General features: G+C 63.0%; 16 protein-coding genes and 1 tRNA gene. 12 read left to right on the forward strand and 5 right to left on the reverse strand.

All coding sequences use genetic code 11. The annotated features are described in order from the left end of the window. The first annotated feature begins 1 nt into the window (after nucleotide 1). From ASF00_RS15445 to ASF00_RS15460, 5 genes are all read left to right on the forward strand, one after another. Nucleotides 2-490, forward strand: coding sequence for a hypothetical protein (locus tag ASF00_RS15445; protein ID WP_055881270.1), 489 nt, complete (start codon nucleotides 2-4; stop codon nucleotides 488-490). Nucleotides 491-690: 200 nt separating this feature from the next. Further along, nucleotides 691-1,050, forward strand: coding sequence for a helix-turn-helix domain-containing protein (locus tag ASF00_RS15450; protein WP_055881272.1), 360 nt, complete (start codon nucleotides 691-693; stop codon nucleotides 1,048-1,050). Then, nucleotides 1,047-1,604: an ImmA/IrrE family metallo-endopeptidase gene (locus ASF00_RS15455; protein ID WP_055881275.1), complete on the forward strand. Its 558-nt coding sequence runs from the start codon at nucleotides 1,047-1,049 to the stop codon at nucleotides 1,602-1,604. The genes ASF00_RS15450 and ASF00_RS15455 overlap by 4 nt, the downstream gene beginning before the upstream one ends. Before the next feature lie 357 nt (nucleotides 1,605-1,961). Then, nucleotides 1,962-2,087, forward strand: a complete 126-nt coding sequence (locus tag ASF00_RS19195; RefSeq protein ID WP_268795104.1) for a hypothetical protein — start codon at nucleotides 1,962-1,964, stop codon at nucleotides 2,085-2,087. Nucleotides 2,088-2,149: 62 nt separating this feature from the next. Then, entirely contained in the window at nucleotides 2,150-2,635 is a 486-nt protein-coding gene (locus ASF00_RS15460; RefSeq protein ID WP_156348395.1) for a hypothetical protein, read from the forward strand. A 1,492-nt stretch (nucleotides 2,636-4,127) separates the two neighbouring features. Here the strand turns inward: ASF00_RS15460 and ASF00_RS15465 are convergent. Beyond that, nucleotides 4,128-4,664, reverse strand: coding sequence for a hypothetical protein (locus ASF00_RS15465; protein ID WP_156348396.1), 537 nt, complete (start codon nucleotides 4,662-4,664; stop codon nucleotides 4,128-4,130). A gap of 284 nt (nucleotides 4,665-4,948) precedes the next feature. Here ASF00_RS15465 and ASF00_RS15470 point away from each other — a divergent pair, with 284 nt between their 5' ends. The 4 genes from ASF00_RS15470 to ASF00_RS18880 all read left to right on the forward strand — a co-directional run bounded on the left by ASF00_RS15470 (nucleotide 4,949) and on the right by ASF00_RS18880 (nucleotide 7,721). Beyond that, a complete protein-coding gene (locus ASF00_RS15470; RefSeq protein WP_055881283.1) occupies nucleotides 4,949-5,266 on the forward strand; it encodes a hypothetical protein in 318 nt (105 codons plus the stop codon). Next, complete coding sequence (locus ASF00_RS15475; RefSeq protein WP_055881287.1) at nucleotides 5,263-5,547, forward strand: hypothetical protein; 285 nt, start codon at nucleotides 5,263-5,265, stop codon at nucleotides 5,545-5,547. The genes ASF00_RS15470 and ASF00_RS15475 overlap by 4 nt, the downstream gene beginning before the upstream one ends. A gap of 65 nt (nucleotides 5,548-5,612) precedes the next feature. Further along, complete coding sequence (locus tag ASF00_RS15480; protein ID WP_055881290.1) at nucleotides 5,613-6,251, forward strand: MerR family transcriptional regulator; 639 nt, start codon at nucleotides 5,613-5,615, stop codon at nucleotides 6,249-6,251. A gap of 210 nt (nucleotides 6,252-6,461) precedes the next feature. Continuing rightward, complete coding sequence (locus ASF00_RS18880) at nucleotides 6,462-7,721, forward strand: hypothetical protein (RefSeq protein WP_200910556.1); 1,260 nt, start codon at nucleotides 6,462-6,464, stop codon at nucleotides 7,719-7,721. Nucleotides 7,722-7,737: 16 nt separating this feature from the next. Here ASF00_RS18880 and ASF00_RS15490 read toward each other — a convergent pair. Together ASF00_RS15490 and cpdR are read right to left on the reverse strand one after the other, a co-directional pair. Beyond that, a tRNA-Val gene (locus tag ASF00_RS15490) sits at nucleotides 7,738-7,812 on the reverse strand. A gap of 44 nt (nucleotides 7,813-7,856) precedes the next feature. Then, complete coding sequence (gene cpdR / locus ASF00_RS15495) at nucleotides 7,857-8,234, reverse strand: cell cycle two-component system response regulator CpdR (protein WP_055881295.1); 378 nt, start codon at nucleotides 8,232-8,234, stop codon at nucleotides 7,857-7,859. 111 nt (nucleotides 8,235-8,345) lie between these two features. Here cpdR and ASF00_RS15500 point away from each other — a divergent pair, with 111 nt between their 5' ends. Beyond that, on the forward strand, nucleotides 8,346-9,233 hold the full coding sequence (locus ASF00_RS15500; protein ID WP_055881298.1) for an N-formylglutamate amidohydrolase: 888 nt from the start codon (nucleotides 8,346-8,348) through the stop codon (nucleotides 9,231-9,233). Here the strand turns inward: ASF00_RS15500 and ASF00_RS15505 are convergent, their stop codons facing one another. Together ASF00_RS15505 and ASF00_RS15510 are read right to left on the reverse strand one after the other, a co-directional pair. Then, on the reverse strand, nucleotides 9,234-12,380 hold the full coding sequence (locus ASF00_RS15505) for a TRCF domain-containing protein (protein WP_327196365.1): 3,147 nt from the start codon (nucleotides 12,378-12,380) through the stop codon (nucleotides 9,234-9,236). Between the two features lie 141 nt (nucleotides 12,381-12,521). Then, the gene (locus ASF00_RS15510; RefSeq protein WP_055882344.1) at nucleotides 12,522-13,235 is read right to left on the reverse strand and encodes a FadR/GntR family transcriptional regulator; all 714 of its coding nucleotides are present in this window, start codon (nucleotides 13,233-13,235) and stop codon (nucleotides 12,522-12,524) included. A gap of 231 nt (nucleotides 13,236-13,466) precedes the next feature. On the opposite strand from ASF00_RS15510, the gene ASF00_RS15515 reads away from it, so the two are divergent. Beyond that, nucleotides 13,467-14,330 carry a 2-dehydro-3-deoxygalactonokinase gene (locus ASF00_RS15515; RefSeq protein WP_055881304.1) on the forward strand — a complete coding sequence of 288 codons (864 nt, stop codon included), beginning with the start codon at nucleotides 13,467-13,469 and terminating at the stop codon, nucleotides 14,328-14,330. Beyond that, nucleotides 14,327-14,968, forward strand: a complete 642-nt coding sequence (locus tag ASF00_RS15520; protein ID WP_055881306.1) for a 2-dehydro-3-deoxy-6-phosphogalactonate aldolase — start codon at nucleotides 14,327-14,329, stop codon at nucleotides 14,966-14,968. Before ASF00_RS15515 ends, ASF00_RS15520 begins: the two co-directional genes overlap by 4 nt. Nucleotides 14,969-15,101 lie beyond the last annotated feature (133 nt).

Genomic DNA, 15,101 nt, shown 5'->3' on the forward strand with positions numbered 1-15,101 from the left:
GATGGCAACGCAGCGGGATATTGCCGATCATCTTGGAATCACTCAGCCTGCAGTCGCCGGCCTCGTGCGGGACGGCGTCATCACGCCGGCCGCGCGCGGCAGCTATGACCTGGACGTAGCCCGGCTGGCTTACTGTTCCCACCTTCGCGAACAGGCGGCGGGACGAGCCAGCCAGCCAGGCGCGGCCCTTGATCTTGCGACAGAGCGCGCTCGCTTGGCAGCGGCGCAAGCGGAAGCTCAGGAGAGGAAGAATGCGAGGGAGCGCGGCGAGCTTGTCGACCTTGTGGAGATTACGAACACCATTACCGGCCTGATCGAACTCACCAAAGCGTACCTCTCGCGGGTTGGTGCCGTCGTGGCGAAGGGAGATGCCGCGCTTCGGCAGCGGATCGACCAAGCCGTGAACGATGCTCTGATCGACCTTAGCGACATAGAAGTGATCGACATGACCGCTACCACGCAGACCGGTGCGATCGAGCCTGAGGGCTGACTTCCGACTCCACCCCGTCCGAAACGCTCGAACAAAGGCGCATGGCGTCAGCGCAGCGTCGAATCAGCAAGCCTCGGAACAAACCCCTTGCGCTTCCGTTTCACTTTTTGGTAAACAAATTCACCGGAGAGCAGGGGGCTGGGTATGACGAAGGTAGAGACGAGCAATGGGGGACACATTCGTGATCAAGGATTACAACAATGACCCCATTCGGAAAGGCCGTTCGGCATCTCCGGATCGAGCACGAGATGCTCTTGGGAAGCATGGCCGATTCGCTATCGGTAAGCTCGAGCTATCTCAGCCAGATCGAGTCCGGCAAAAAGCCCATCCCACCCGGTTTCGCCGATCGTGTGGCCGCTTTGATGCGTTTGGATATGATCGCGGCAGCCAAGCTGCGACAGGAAGCAGCCCTGTCCATGGCTGAGTTCAAAATCCAGATCGCCGACAGCGCGCCGGCTTCGGACCGAATTCTGGCGGGTGAGCTCGCGCACGAGTTTGCCCGCCTAACCCCAGAAGCGAAGGATGGCATCGCAAAGCTCCTCCGAGGGGGCAGCAAATGAATGGTCAGGTAGTCGTTGCGGCATTGAGCCGCGCTAGCATCGAGAAATTCGCCAACGACGTGAGGGCTGCGCTGGGTATCGGGTTGCATGATCGCATCGACATGCTGCGTCTGATCGAGTGGGTTTTGCCGAAAGTGATGGACGGGTTTCGGTATGAGATTGTCCCAGACCATGAGCTGGGCGTCGCCGAAGCAACGACTTCGACCACGGAACGCGTCATCAAGATCAGCGAATCTTGCTACGACGCGGCCCGTCGAGGTCATGCCCGATACCCCTTCACTTTGGCACACGAGTTTGGGCATCTTCTGCTCCACACCGGTAAGCCATTCTCGCTGGCGCGCGGCGAAATCAAGGCGTTCCTCGATCCGGAGTGGCAGGCGAACAACTTCGCTGGCTCGTTCCTGGCCCCCGAGGAAATGGCACGGTCCTGTAAATGCATCAGCGAATTGATGCTCAAGTCGGGATTGTCGCGTGACGCCGCAGAGGTTCGAAATCGGGTGCTCGGTCTGGGACTACCGTTCCTGCCAGCATCCCTAACGAATAAGGGGTGCTGACCTAAGGCCCGCACCCCTTAAACCTAGCTCAGAACCGCGGCCCCTGTGCAGGTGCGCGATCCGAAACTTCGCTTGGCAGCACGTGCGTTAGCACGACAAGATTCGGGACGCAAAGATCATCGGGCCGCCAACGAATGGAGGCGTTCATGTCGCCACCTCCCCGCGGTAAGCGGTGGGTGTGTCGTCCGTGGAAGACGCTGCCGGACGGTACGCGTATATTTGCTCGCCAATATGGCAAGCGCGCGTTCTGCTGGCTCGTTGACGACGAGTGACACCCTACCCCCGGTCGCAGCTTCGGCTGCGGCCGGGACCCCTTGGGTTGGCGCCTAGAAGCCTCTCCACCTTTGGAGACAGATAATGAAAATTGGACGTAACGCAGGCACTGGTAAGTTCACGACTGTGAAAAAGGCGCAAGGCGACAAGAAGGGTTCGGTCGTCGAGACGATCAAGCGTGCCCCAGCAAAGAAACCGACGAAGAAGTAACTTAGAAGGCCGGCGGCAGTGTCGCCGGTCTTTCTTGCAATCATCAAAGACAAGGATCGCCGATGTTCGTTCCATTCGATCAGATTACCGCTACGAGCCTTGGAACTACCAGAAACGGACTATTCCGCGCCAGCAAGCCAACCCCGGCTGGTGCCAACATGCTCGTCGTTACAGACCAAGATGGTCGATTTGCCGTTCTCCTGGACGACGGACCGCAACGGTTTCGCTTCTATCCGATCGAACAAAGCTGGGGCCGCATTACGGGTGCCACATTCCTGAGTGCACGCCTTGAGGTCGACCACGCCAGCAGTTTCGATCCCGAGCGGGGCGAGGCTCTAGGCGATCTCGTGATCGTGGGCGCCGTGCCAGCTATTGTTGTCACGAATGGGTCAAACTCCTGGGGCGACCCTATGCGGTTCTTCCTTGCGCCGCATGAAGCGAAGGGCGGCGGGCCGGCGGTAGGATTCCACCACTGGCGCTACGTCGTGGGGCCGGAGACGGCCCCCATCGTAGTTTGGGAGCACGCAGCAGAGCCAGCTGAGGGATAGGCCTCGACGACCGGCCAGTCGACACGAACAAACCACTGCGAGGATTTGGGACGAGGGCAGGATATGTTGAGTGGTAGCAGTGTTTAACACCGCCACCGGCGGCCTTGCACAGTGCAAGCCTCATCCTCCCTCATGTCCGATCGCGAGCCGCGTAAATCGAGGGTTTGGGGCTAGGGCAGGATATGTTCGGTGGTAGCAGGTTACTAACCGGCGGAGGTTGTGAGGCTTGCACAGTGCAAGGATCGAACCCCAACGCCTGTGATCGGACTAGGGCGGGATATTGTCGCTGGTGGCAGGGTATTACAGCAGCCTCGCCTGCGGAAACCGGCAGACGGTATTTGCGCCCGCCAGCGGGCAGGATGAAGGTCGATAAGGCCTGCGGCTCGGCACCAATCTCATTCGGGTCCAGCCATGGTCTCAGGCGGCGTGCTTTGCTATCACCTGACCAATTCAGGGGAGTGCGCCATTGGAAAGCCTAAACGTAGCGTTCTTTATAGGTATCTTGTGCGCTATCCCGCTAGCAATTTTGGCGAACCTTCTTACGCCGAAAATCCAGACTTATCTGGCCAATCGCGCCGCAGCAGGTGCGACTGCCCGTGCTCAGCAACTGAGAAAAAGGCTCGATTCGGTAGCGTCCGCGGCAGCAAATAATATCCAACCGTCTGAGCTACTGATTGAGGCGGTCGTCACATCGAGTCTGGTAGGAGCTATCGGAGCCGTAGCAGCAGGAATATGCTTTAGCGCGGTTACAGCCCTTGCCGCGATCCCGTCCTTATCGCCCACATATGTTGCCAGCTTGAGCCTCAACGTTTGGCCCGTACTTCAAACTACGGGAACTGTTGTTAGCGCATTAACGAGCCTAGTCGTAATAAACATTCTTAGCCGGGCGAAGAGCCGAGCTTCCGATTTGCGAAATAGCCGAGGTTTGGAAGAAGAGCTTTCAGCATTGACGCAAGTAAATCACGAGGAAACACAATGAACCATCTAACCGCCAATGAACTGGCTTCTATAGCGCGTAACGGCGGCGGCGTTACCGTAAGTGGTCGACGTTTTACTTCGAGTGAACTAGCATCTATCGCCCGAAATCTAACCGGATCGGCTGTGCTTCACGTATCGCACTGCGAACGGCTAACCGCGATGGAGATGGCTTCAATAGCACGTAATGCGCGTGCACCGGCTTATGCGATGTTTTCCGCGTCTGAGTAACTAGGCGTTCTTACCGGCTCAACTTTTCGTCAGGTTGCAACATTGACGTGAAAGGAGGCGCGCTCACCCGAAGCGCTTTCCGAGCAACACTTGTATTGCTTCCGGGCGACTTTGCGGTGTCGACTGCGAGGCTATCCAAGCATCCAGAAGCGCCCCGGCGGGCTTGCACAGTGCAAGCCTTATCCCTTCCTCATGCCCGGTCGCGAGCCCAGCAGATCGGGGCTTTGGGCTGGTAGTGTATTACAGGATCTCCGCCTGGAGGTTGTCTAGCGCGGTTCGTTCGCCCTCAAATTCCTGAACCGTACGCCCACTTGAGCAGCGCGAAGCCAACAATCATCACCAGACCATATTTCGTTAGCTGGAACGTTGCCTCGCCGTCCTTCACGCGATCCCACTCACGTTTCAATACCTGTTGAGAGAGAGCGGTAACTGAGTCCTGCAAAAGCTCAAGTTCGCCTGAAATGTCTTCTCCGTCGGTCCCTCGTTTAATGAGCTTCTCGGACTGCCTTATTAGCCCCTGGAGTTCCAAGTGATCGGGCTCCACTATGTTGAGCCTAAGTTCGACAAGAGAGAGGGACTTAGAAACTTTTCGCCAAGCCTCGGCAATCATTTCGGCATTATCATCGTCGATAATCATATCAGCGATAATATGCATAGCAGCAACTGCTGAGATTGCATCCGATATACTTTCACGAAGAGCGTTGATCCACTCTTGTCGGAACTCTGAAGTCTTGTTTTCCTTTGCAACGATCAAACCAATCAGCGATATGACCGCGGCAATTACCGCCGCGCCTACTGCGCCGATCGAAAAATCTCCTGACACTTACTTTGACGCCAAAATGCTGCGAAGGAGAGCTCGGATTGCCTCGGGGCGAGATGGTTGGGGCGTCGCCTGGCCTGCTATCCACTCATCCAATTGCGCCAACTGTTCGGGATGAAGGCGCACACCGACTACATGGCCTTGCCCTGTGGGCTTAGGGCCGCGTTTCCGTGTTAACGAAGTTTGTTGACCAGTCATATAAACCGCGTTAACGCAGAAACGAGCCGAGGGGAAGTTCGTACCTTCCCGCCCGGCTCTAACCGCAACCGATCCTATGGAGATCGATCATGGCTGTTCATGCCTTAAAGCCGGCCGCATCGCCGGCCAATACCGATCGCGCCCGTTTCAATCTCGCGCTGGCACACTGTGCCATAGCCGGGGACGCTCGGAACGCCCTGCCGTCCACTTCTACCATTCACGACGAAATCGCCGCCGGTGAAGCCCTCGAGCGCGCCCAGGCCGTGCTGGCAATGGCGATTGCTCCCGACCATGCGACGTTCGCCAAAAAGCTTCGACTGACGCTCTTGTGGGCCGGTGTACATCCGGCAGTGATCGATAGCCTTGTCGCGGACGTGTCTGCGCTCGATCGGAGAGCACAGGCATGACCTCGACACGCAGCATCGAGGGCAAGGGCCTTCACTTCCCCGCCTCGCTCGCAACCGACGAGTCTGGCGTAATTATTGCCCCGCCTATCGAGACCTTGCCGATGATCGCGGCGGCTGTCGAACCAACCCAGCTGCTCTATTTCGCGCAACGCCTGATCCGGGGCGTGAATCGCCGACGCCATCAGTTACGATGGTCAGCCATAAATGAGCAGCGCCTAGAATTGGCGCGGCTTTGCATCGCTCGCGCTATGTCGGATCCGCAAACCGGCTTTCCGGCGTAAGCGTGGCCGCCAAAGCGCCCGCAGTTCATGTTGACAATGATGATCGGTGGTCATACTCCGTCATTATGACTAACGATCATCATTCCCGCAGTGACATCGTACGGCTCGCTAAGGTCGAGAACGACGTGCTTACCGTCTGGCTCCGCCAAGGTTTGATCCGGCCAATCGACGCCGGAGTGGGTCGTGGGAAGTCGTTGCGATTCGATCCCTACCAAGTTCGGGTTGCCAGGGTCTTGGCGGACGGCCGATCGGTCGGCCTAAACCTCGACGCATTGAGGGCCATCGCTGAGGCCATACAAACGGCGATACAGACATTCTCAAAAGCGGACGTACACCCCCGGCTGCTGTCCTCGATCATAGAAGAGATTGAGGCGCCCGGGCACTTTCAGGATAACCTGGCATCAATTCGACGATTGGCGACTAAACACCCCAGCGATGAATTGACCGACCTGCTCGAGATGTATGAGCAGGATGGATTTGAAGAGGCCGTCAAAAAGGCCGCGGCAATTTTCTCCGCCAAGGATCTAGAACACCTTTGGCTTTGCGTTCAGCTATTCGGCGCCGAAGGCTATCTCATGGCCTATTGGGATATCTATAACGGGCTGTGGAAGGTCGAACGACATCCCACCCTGGACGGTTCAAGGCTCCCTTCGGCAGCTTGCATTCTGCTGGATCTTTCGCCGTTGTCGGACTTGCCGGAATGACCTCCGTCGGGAAAGCCGACCGGGTAAGTGACCTGTTCAATGTCGCTGCCTCATGAAAGAGCTAGTCGATCTTGATCGACGGTGGTCGAGGGCGTTGCAAGCCGGTCGGGGTCTGCGCCTTTCCGACTCCGACTTAGATTTACTCGCCTCGATCGGCGGCTACGCCGTACTGCATCAAGCAGCCGAACAAGCACTAAGGGAGCAGGCTCGATGCCGCGTGAGCCGAAGGAACTCTATCGACGGGGGCAATTCTGGCTCGGCTGGGATCGAAAGCTCGACGGCTCCCTTCGTTCCCCGTTCCTTGCCATCTTCTGGTACGATCCCGAGCGGGGACGCGAACGAAGCACTTCTACGCGCACAGCGGACGTTGAGCAGGCAAGGTACCGCCTAGATGCCCACTATCTTGAGCGCGATCGCGGTGCGTCGATCTGCCCTACTTGCGGGCAGCAACGTGCAGTGGCGTCTGGCTTCCTCGTGACCGACGCCATCTCAAACTATCAGATCCTGCACGGCCAGCTGCGCGCCTCTTCCGAGGCGATTGCGGCGAGGCTGGCGCACGTCGTCCGGTACATCGTGACCCTGCCAAGTGCGGCGGTCGCGTGTGAGCAGGTGAACGACGAATGGATACAGCGCTTCCGAACGTGGCTGACTGCCCAGCCGATTGTGAGCACCGGAGGCAATCATCGCTCTAGATCGGCATCGACGGTTGAAAACAGCGTCATTCAGCTGGCGGCGGTCATCAACGCGGCACATCGGCGCGGCGACGCTTCTAGGCCGGCGGGCTTTCGACCTATCCCCCTCAAGGAGCTTTCTGCGACCCCGCAGCATCGCGCTACGGTGCCCGAGCTCGCAGCCATGTTCCGGTACGCGCTCAGCCGTAGGCGGCAGAGCGACGGCGCGGGGCTTCATCGCTTCCTTATCGCATCTGTCTCGACCTTGGCCCGGCCCGATGCCGCGCACGAGATATCGACGGCCGCAGACCGCGGACAGTGGAATAGTCAGCGTCGCGTGCTCGACCTCAACCCTAGGGGGCGGCGGCAGACCAAAAAGTATCGGGCAACGGTGCGCGTGCCTTGGCAGTTTGCTGAGCACCTGGACAACGTCGCCGGGAAGTTCGTTCCAGTCTCGACTGTGCGATCTGCATGGCGTGGCATGGCGATCGAACTCAATCTGCCGGGGGATGGCGAAAGCGGTATGAAGCTGATTCGTCGTTCAGTCGCGCAGCTGTTGCGCGATCGCCGTGTACCGGCGGAAGAGATCGAGCTTATGATGGGGCACCGCAAGCTAGACGCCGTAACGGACCTCTACGCGGCTTTCCGCCCCGAGCATCTATCGAATGCTGTTACAGCCTTGGAGGGCATCATCGACGAAATCGAGAGCTTTGTTCCGGGTGCCTTCCACCGGAAGGACACCGGACAGACTGGGTCAAGTCTGAAACTTATTTCGGGCGGAGTAGCCAAAAATGGCTGAACTCCGCCAGAAACAATGGTGGGCGTGGCAAGGATTGAACTTGCGACCCCTGCGATGTCAACACAGTGCTCTACCACTGAGCTACACGCCCGCCGGAGCGCTCCACTAGCCGCGCTTATCGCGGGGCGCAAGCCTTCAATGCATCCCGGTGACATTATCCATCTCGAACAGCCGATCCACCTCGGCGACCAGGTCGCGCAGGTGGAACGGCTTCGACAGGACGCGGGCCTGCGGCATCGCGCGGCCGGCCTTCAACGTGACCGCCGCAAAGCCGGTGATGAACATGACGCGCAGGTCCTTGCACATCTCGCCCGCCTTCTGTGCGAGCTCGATCCCATCCATCTCGGGCATGACGATGTCGGTCAGCAACAGGTCGAACGTCTCGGTTTCGAGCAGCGGGATCGCCGCCGTCCCACGGTCGACCGCGGTCACGGCATAGCCCGACCGTTCGAGTGCCCGCGTGAGATATTCGCGCATGACCTGGTCGTCCTCGGCCAGCAGGATTCGCAACATCGATCTAAAGTCCTGTTTTCACGCCTACATTGAGACACTGTTCGTACGCGCAAAGCGGTTAACATTTCCAGATCGATTGCCCGCGCCGACGCGTCGCTATAGCGTGGCGCGATGCATCTCCCCTCCTTCGACGGGCCCTCCCTCGATGGGCCATCCTTCGACAGGGTCGACGCCGCGCCGCCGTCGAGCCCGGTGGTTATCTCCGTCCCGCACGCCGGGCGCGACTATCCACTAGCCCTGAAAACTGCGTTGCGGGTCCCGCTAGCGGCATTGCTCCCGCTCGAGGATCGGCTGGTCGATGCGGTCGCGCGGGCAGCGCGGACCGATCAGGCGATGATCGTCCAGCGCCGGGCACGCGCCTGGATCGATCTTAATCGCGCCGAGCACGAACGCGATCCGCTGCTCGACGAGGGTGCCGCGACGATCGCCGCCGCGCACCAATCCGCCAAATTGCGCAGCGGCCTAGGCTTGGTGCCGCGCCGTGTATCAGGCGCGGGCGATCTGTGGGCGCGGCGGTTCAGCGATGCGGAGGTGACGGCGCGGATCACGAACGATCACCGTCCCTATCATGCCGCGGTCGCCGCCGCGCTCGAGGCCGCCCATGCGCGGTTCGGCGCGGCGGTGCTGCTCGACCTGCATTCGATGCCGCCGCTTGGACCGGGCGGGACGCGTATCGTGCTCGGCGATCGGTTCGGCCATGCCGCCGCGCCGCGGTTCGTCGATCGGGCCGACGCGATATGTGCCACGCGCGGCTTTTCGGTTGCGCGCAACGCCCCCTATGCCGGCGGGCACATTCTCGAACGCCATGCCCGTCCGGCTATCGGCATCCACGCGATCCAGCTCGAACTCGACCGGACGCTGTATCTCGACCGCAAGCTGCACGCGCCGGGTGCCGGGTTCGCGCGCGTCGTCGACCTGGTCCGCGCCATACTGGCGGCACTGGCCGACGAAGCATTGCGTGGCGACGCGGGATCGATCCCGCTGGCCGCCGCCGAGTGATCAGTCGGCGAGCGTGTCGAGTATCGCCTCGATCCGTGCAGCACGCTCTACCGGATCGTCGATCGCGAGCCTGGCGATCCAGCGGCCGTTCTTCTTGACCAGATCGGCGGCGGGTACATTCCGGCGCCGATCGTGCGGCGTGAACGCGATCGCGGCGGGGCCGGCATCGATCCGGCGGATTCCCGCCGCGCAGGCGCGCAGGCGGATGCGGGTCGCCAGCAGCAGATGGTGGGCCGGATCGGGAATGGTTCCGAAGCGATCCTCCAGTTCCGCCTCGAACTGGTCGAGCGCGGCGACGTCTTCGAGCCGCGCGAGGCGGCCATAGAGCGACAGCCGGATTTCCTCCTCGGGGATCCACGCCTCCGGCAGGCTCCCACCGATGTCGAGATGCAGGTCGGGAACCCAGTCGTCGACGCTTTCGCCGCGCGCCAGCCGTAGCGCGCGGCCGAACAGATGCTGGTACAAGTCGATGCCGATCAGCTTCATATGGCCCGCCTGCGCTTCGCCGACGAGATCGCCCGCCCCGCGCAGATCGAGATCGCGTGCGCTGATCGCGAAGCCCGCGCCGAGCCTATCGAACGCCTGCAACGTCCGCAGCCGCTTAAGCGTCGCCTCGGCGATCGTCGCGTCGCCGTCGGTCAGCAGCATGATCTGCCCGCGCCGCCCGCCACGCCCGACGCGCCCGCGCAACTGATGCAGCTGCGACAGGCCGAACCGATCGGCGTGGTGGACGATCATCGTGTTGGCGCGCGGCACGTCGAGCCCCGCCTCGATGATGTTGGTCGCGAGCAGCACGTCGCCGTCCCCCGCGGCGAACGCGACCATCGCTTCGTCGATCTCGGCGGCGGCCATCTTGCCGTGCGCCTGGACGAGCCCGAGTTCGGGCACGAGCTTGGCGAGTTTCGCGGCGAGCGGCGCCATGTCGTCGATCCGCGGCACCACGACGAAGCTCTGCCCGCCACGCGCGCGTTCGCGCCGCAATGCCGCACGGACGGCGGCGTCGTCAAAGGTCGCGACCGCGGTCCGGATCGGCTGGCGACGCGCGGGCGGCGTCGCGATGACCGACAAACCCTGCAGCCCGATCATCGCCGATTGCAGCGTCCGGGGGATCGGTGTCGCGCTGAGCGTGAGCACATGGCCCGCACCGAGCGCGTGCAGCTTGGTCTTGTCCGCGGCCCCGAAACGCTGCTCCTCGTCGATCACGACGAGCGCGAGATCGCGATAGGCGACGCCCTTGCCCGCAATCGCGCCGGTGCCGATCACGACGCCGATCGACCCGTCCGCGAGCCCCGCCTTCACGCGGGCCTTTTCGGCCGTGCTCGAAAGACGGGACAGCCCGGCAACCGTGACGCCGGTGCCGGCGAAGCGGCGCGTGAACGTCTCGATATGCTGGCGGACGAGCACCGTCGTCGGTGCGGCGATCGCGACCTGCCGGCCCGCCAACGCGACCGCCGCCGCCGCGCGCAAGGCGATCTCGGTCTTGCCATAGCCGACATCGCCGATGACCAGCCGGTCCATCGGCGTGCCGCGCGCGAGGTCGGCCAGCGTGGTCGTGATCGCGCGCGCCTGATCGGGGGTTTCGGTGAAGGCGAATCCGGCCGCAAAACGCTCATAGGCGGCGCGGTCGGGGACGATCGGGTCGGTCGTACGCGCCGCACGTTCGGCGGCGAGCGCGGCAAGCGTGCGAGCGCTCTCCGCGATTGCCGCATCGATCGCACCACGTCGTTTCTGCCACGACGATCCATCGAGCGCGTCGAGCGTCACCGCATCCGCATCCGCACCATAGCGCCAGATACGATCCGCCTCCGCGACCGGCACAAGGCGACGGCCGTCCTTAGCATAGCCCAGGACGATCGCATCGCCACCGGTATCGGGCAGCATTTCCAGCCCGCGGACGATGCCGATCCCGAACTCCTCATGGACGACGACGTCGCCGCAGCGCAGTTCGCTCGACAGGCCGGCAAGCGCAGCGCCGCCGCTCGCGCCGAGTTCGTCACCGCGGGCACGGCCACCCAGCAGGTCGGCGCTCGCGACGACGGTGACGCCCGCCGCGACGAAGCCACGGTCGACCGGCGCAGCAAGCATCATCGCAGTGCCGGGCTTGGCGGCCGCCACCTCGGACCAGCAGGAGATCGTCGCGAATTGGATCTTCGCACCGCGTTCGAGCCGCGGCTGGAGGAACCGCAGGTCGCGCGGCGATCCCATCAGCACCAGCCGCGAATCGGCGAGGACATCGCGTGCCAGCCGCACAAACCCGCGCGTCGGATCGCGCAGCTCGATAAAGCGCGGTACCCGGTCGTCGCCCGGCGCGAGGGCAACGACGTCACGCTTGGCGACTGCGGCGTCCCACGCCTTTGCCGTGACCAGATCGGCGCTCGCCCTGCGCCGCGGCAGGCCATCGGCGGCGAGCGAGAGAAACCGGTCGCGACGACGATCGACGCCGGGATCGAACGCCACCGCCGCGCCGGGGAGATGCACCAGGATCGCGACGCCCTTGTCCGCCGATGGTTCGGTCGCACGGCCGATCTCGACGAAAGCGACGTCCGCCGACCCCAATTGCGACACAGGGTCATAATCCCGAAGCGCGGTGATCCGGCCATCGGCGAATTCGATCCTGACGGGCGAGGCGCGGTCGGCGGGAAAGATGTCGATCACGTTGCCGCGGACCGCGATCTCCCCGGGTTCGTCGATACGGTCGTCGACGCAATAGCCGATTTCCGCGGCGGTCGTGGCGAACGCGTCGCTGTCGATCGTCTCGCCGACCGCCAACCGCGGTGGCGCGGCGTCGAACATCGCAGGGTCGGGATAGCGCACCGCAGTAGCCTCGGCGGTCGTCACCAGCAGGATTGGTCCGGTTCCACTCGTGGTCGCAGCCCGCAAGCGACGGAGCGCAGCCACCCGCAAGCCAACATTGGCGGGCGATGCCGGCGAATCGTCACCTGGCAACGCATCGCTCGACGACAATGCGACGACGACCGCATCGGGTGCCAATGCGCTGGCGATCGCGGCGATCTCGGTCGCGCGCAGGTCATCCGCGGCGACATAGACCATGCCGCCGTGCGCCAGTCGGTCGACCAGTGCCGCCGCCACCGGCGCCGGCGCCATCAATTCTACACTATTCTCTACGCGTTCACTGATCTTGAGCACCGATCCGCATCCCTCTTTTGCAGATCAACGGCACGCCAACGGGCCCGTTCCGGCAATCCTATCGTGGATCAGCCAAGTGAATCGAAAACCGCCGGGAAAGGTGATCGAGGATAACGCCGCGCTCGCCAGATCGGCGGACGGTTACTCGTCGCCGATCAACGTCAGTACGTCGCCGATGATCCGCCGCATGGCGATCCGGGCGGCGTCCGGATCGCGTGCGGCGATCGCGGCCGCGACCGCACCGTGGTCGGCGACGTTCGCCGAGCGGCCCTTGATCCGGTTGGTGAAGCGGATTGAGGTCTGCAGCGCGGTCGATACGACAGACTGGAATTGTGCATAGAACGGGTTCTTCGACGCCCGCAGGATCGCGACGTGAAACGCGATGTCCGCATCGAGCGGGTCGCCCGAGCCGGCCTCCGCCGCGGCCATCCGGTCCAGCCCGCGGTGGATCGCCAGCAGGTCCGATTCGTCGCCGAACTGCGCCGCCAGCGCAGCACCTTCGGGCTCGATCGCGATCCGCAACTGGTTGAAGTGCCGCAACAGGTCGACCGAGAATTTACGCTCCAGCGTCCAGCGCAGCACGTCGGTGTCGAACAGGTTCCAGGTGCTCGATGGCTGCACCATCGTCCCCTGCCGCGGACGGGCGCTCACCAGCCCCTTGGCGGTCAGCATCTTGACCGCCTCGCGCGTGACCGAACGGCTGACGTCATGCTTGGTGGCGATGTCCGCCTCGGTTGGAAACGACCGCGTCTCGTAATAGCCGGTCACGATCGCGCGACCCAGCGTATCGAGCAGCGCCTGAGTCAGGTTCCGCCCGCCGGCCGTCACCGGGATCGCCCCATCATGCTCTGTCATGTCCGCCGTCATCGCCCGAAGTTCTGGCGCAAGATCAGCGCGCTGTCACCTGTCTGGATCGAGCGAGCATATAATGGCGTCATCAGGCACCCCACTGGACTTTGAACAATTGTCGTATAATTGTCCCCTAACGTCCAGAGCGTCGCTCTGGGGACATGATATGGGTTTGCCTGGAGACGGCCAGCGATATGCAGGCGCGAGAACCAGGCTGACGGGATCGAGGGTGCGGGGATGACGTCTTTCATCGCAGTCGACTGGGGCACCTCCAATCGGCGCGCGTTTCGGATCGACGATGGCCATGTAGCCGCGGTCGAGCGTGACGGACGCGGTGCGGCCAGCGTGAAATCAGACGATTTTGCGGGCGAGGTCGCCGGCATCCGCGATCGGCTCGGCGATCTGCCGATGCTGCTTGCCGGCATGGTCGGGTCGACCATCGGCTGGCACACCGTTTCCTATGTCGCTGCCCCCGCCGGGCTCGCGGAGATCGCCACCGCGCTCCACCGGATCGACGATAGAACCGCGATCGTGCCTGGCCTGTCGTACCGCGACGGATTGCACGCGGACGTGATGCGCGGCGAGGAAGTGCAGTTGCTCGGTGCGGTCGCTGCCGGGCTTGTGCCTGCCGACGCATTGCTGTGCCAACCCGGCACGCACTGCAAATGGGCGACGATCGAGCGCGGCGCGATTACCCGCTTCACCACCGCGATGACCGGCGAACTCTTCGCGCTGCTGCGGACGCACGGCATTCTCGCCAGCCAGCTCGGCCATCCGGTCGAACCCGGCCCAGCATTCCGCGAAGGCGTTAGCGAGGGCGCGAAACGCGATCTCGCCGCCAGCCTGTTTGCGATCCGCGCGCGCGGTGTGCTCGGACTCGCCGACGATGCGCACGCCGCCTCGTTCGCAAGTGGTTTGCTGATCGGGGCGGATACTGCCGCGCGGATCGAGCGCGGAACGACGGTACATATCCTTGCCGACCCCGCGCTTGGCGCACTCTATGCCGACGCGATCGATGCGCTCGGCGGCATCTCACACCATATCGACAGCCAGGCCGCGTTCGTGGCCGGCATCACCCGCATCCAGGATCTTGCAGCATGACCCCCGGCACAACGCACCGCCAAGCCTTTGACGACGCCTTCGCCAAATGCCCGCTGATCGCGATCCTGCGCGGCGTGAAACCCGATGAGGTCGAGGCGATCGGCGAAGCACTGGTCGAGGCGGGCTTTACGATCCTCGAAGTGCCGATGAACTCGCCCGACCCGCTCGACAGCATCGCGCGGCTGGCGCGGCGGTTCGAAGGGCGTGCGGTCGTCGGCGCAGGCACGGTCTTGCGCGTCGAGGACGTCGCGGCGGTCGGCGCGGCGGGTGGGACCCTGATCATCGCGCCCAACGCGAATGTGCGCGTGATCGCCGCCGCGGCAGAGCAGGGCTATGTCGCGCTGCCGGGCATCGCGACGCCGACCGAGGCGTTCGCCGCGCTTGACGCCGGCGCCGCTGCGCTCAAACTGTTCCCCGCCGAAGCCGCAAGCCCAACGGTGTTGAAGGCGATGCGCGCGATCCTCCCCAAGGACGCACGTGTCCTCCCGGTCGGCGGGATCGTGCCCGAGATCATGGCGGGTTGGCGCAAGGCGGGTGCGGCTGGATTTGGCCTCGGCTCTGCCCTGTATGCGCCAGGGATGACCGCAGCGGATGTCGGCGCGCGCGCGCGCGGGTTCATCGCGGCGTTAAAGGCCTAACCTAGCGCCGCGGGTGCGATTGGCCAGCGCGAGACTTTCGCGACGAGCGCGACTCGCGGGTGTCGATGTCCGGTCGTCGGAGTCGCGATATCGAGCGATGAGCGACGTGCCGTAGCATGAAGCGCCGTCCGCG

The organism is Sphingomonas sp. Leaf34 (assembly GCF_001421805.1).
Classification (GTDB): Bacteria; Pseudomonadota; Alphaproteobacteria; order Sphingomonadales; family Sphingomonadaceae; genus Sphingomonas.

Excerpts from the sequence above, each read along its gene's own strand:
- ASF00_RS15445 (WP_055881270.1), top strand. The coding sequence starts at position 2 with ATGGCAACGCAGCGGGATATTGCCGATCATCTTGGAATCACTCAGCCT.
- ASF00_RS15450 (WP_055881272.1), top strand. The coding sequence starts at position 691 with ATGACCCCATTCGGAAAGGCCGTTCGGCATCTCCGGATCGAGCACGAG.
- ASF00_RS15455 (WP_055881275.1), top strand. The coding sequence starts at position 1,047 with ATGAATGGTCAGGTAGTCGTTGCGGCATTGAGCCGCGCTAGCATCGAG.
- ASF00_RS19195 (WP_268795104.1), top strand. The coding sequence starts at position 1,962 with ATGAAAATTGGACGTAACGCAGGCACTGGTAAGTTCACGACTGTGAAA.
- ASF00_RS15460 (WP_156348395.1), top strand. The coding sequence starts at position 2,150 with ATGTTCGTTCCATTCGATCAGATTACCGCTACGAGCCTTGGAACTACC.
- ASF00_RS15470 (WP_055881283.1), top strand. The coding sequence starts at position 4,949 with ATGGCTGTTCATGCCTTAAAGCCGGCCGCATCGCCGGCCAATACCGAT.
- ASF00_RS15475 (WP_055881287.1), top strand. The coding sequence starts at position 5,263 with ATGACCTCGACACGCAGCATCGAGGGCAAGGGCCTTCACTTCCCCGCC.
- ASF00_RS15480 (WP_055881290.1), top strand. The coding sequence starts at position 5,613 with ATGACTAACGATCATCATTCCCGCAGTGACATCGTACGGCTCGCTAAG.
- ASF00_RS18880 (WP_200910556.1), top strand. The coding sequence starts at position 6,462 with ATGCCGCGTGAGCCGAAGGAACTCTATCGACGGGGGCAATTCTGGCTC.
- cpdR (WP_055881295.1), bottom strand. The coding sequence starts at position 8,234 with ATGTTGCGAATCCTGCTGGCCGAGGACGACCAGGTCATGCGCGAATAT.
- ASF00_RS15500 (WP_055881298.1), top strand. The coding sequence starts at position 8,346 with ATGCATCTCCCCTCCTTCGACGGGCCCTCCCTCGATGGGCCATCCTTC.
- ASF00_RS15510 (WP_055882344.1), bottom strand. The coding sequence starts at position 13,235 with ATGACAGAGCATGATGGGGCGATCCCGGTGACGGCCGGCGGGCGGAAC.
- ASF00_RS15515 (WP_055881304.1), top strand. The coding sequence starts at position 13,467 with ATGACGTCTTTCATCGCAGTCGACTGGGGCACCTCCAATCGGCGCGCG.
- ASF00_RS15520 (WP_055881306.1), top strand. The coding sequence starts at position 14,327 with ATGACCCCCGGCACAACGCACCGCCAAGCCTTTGACGACGCCTTCGCC.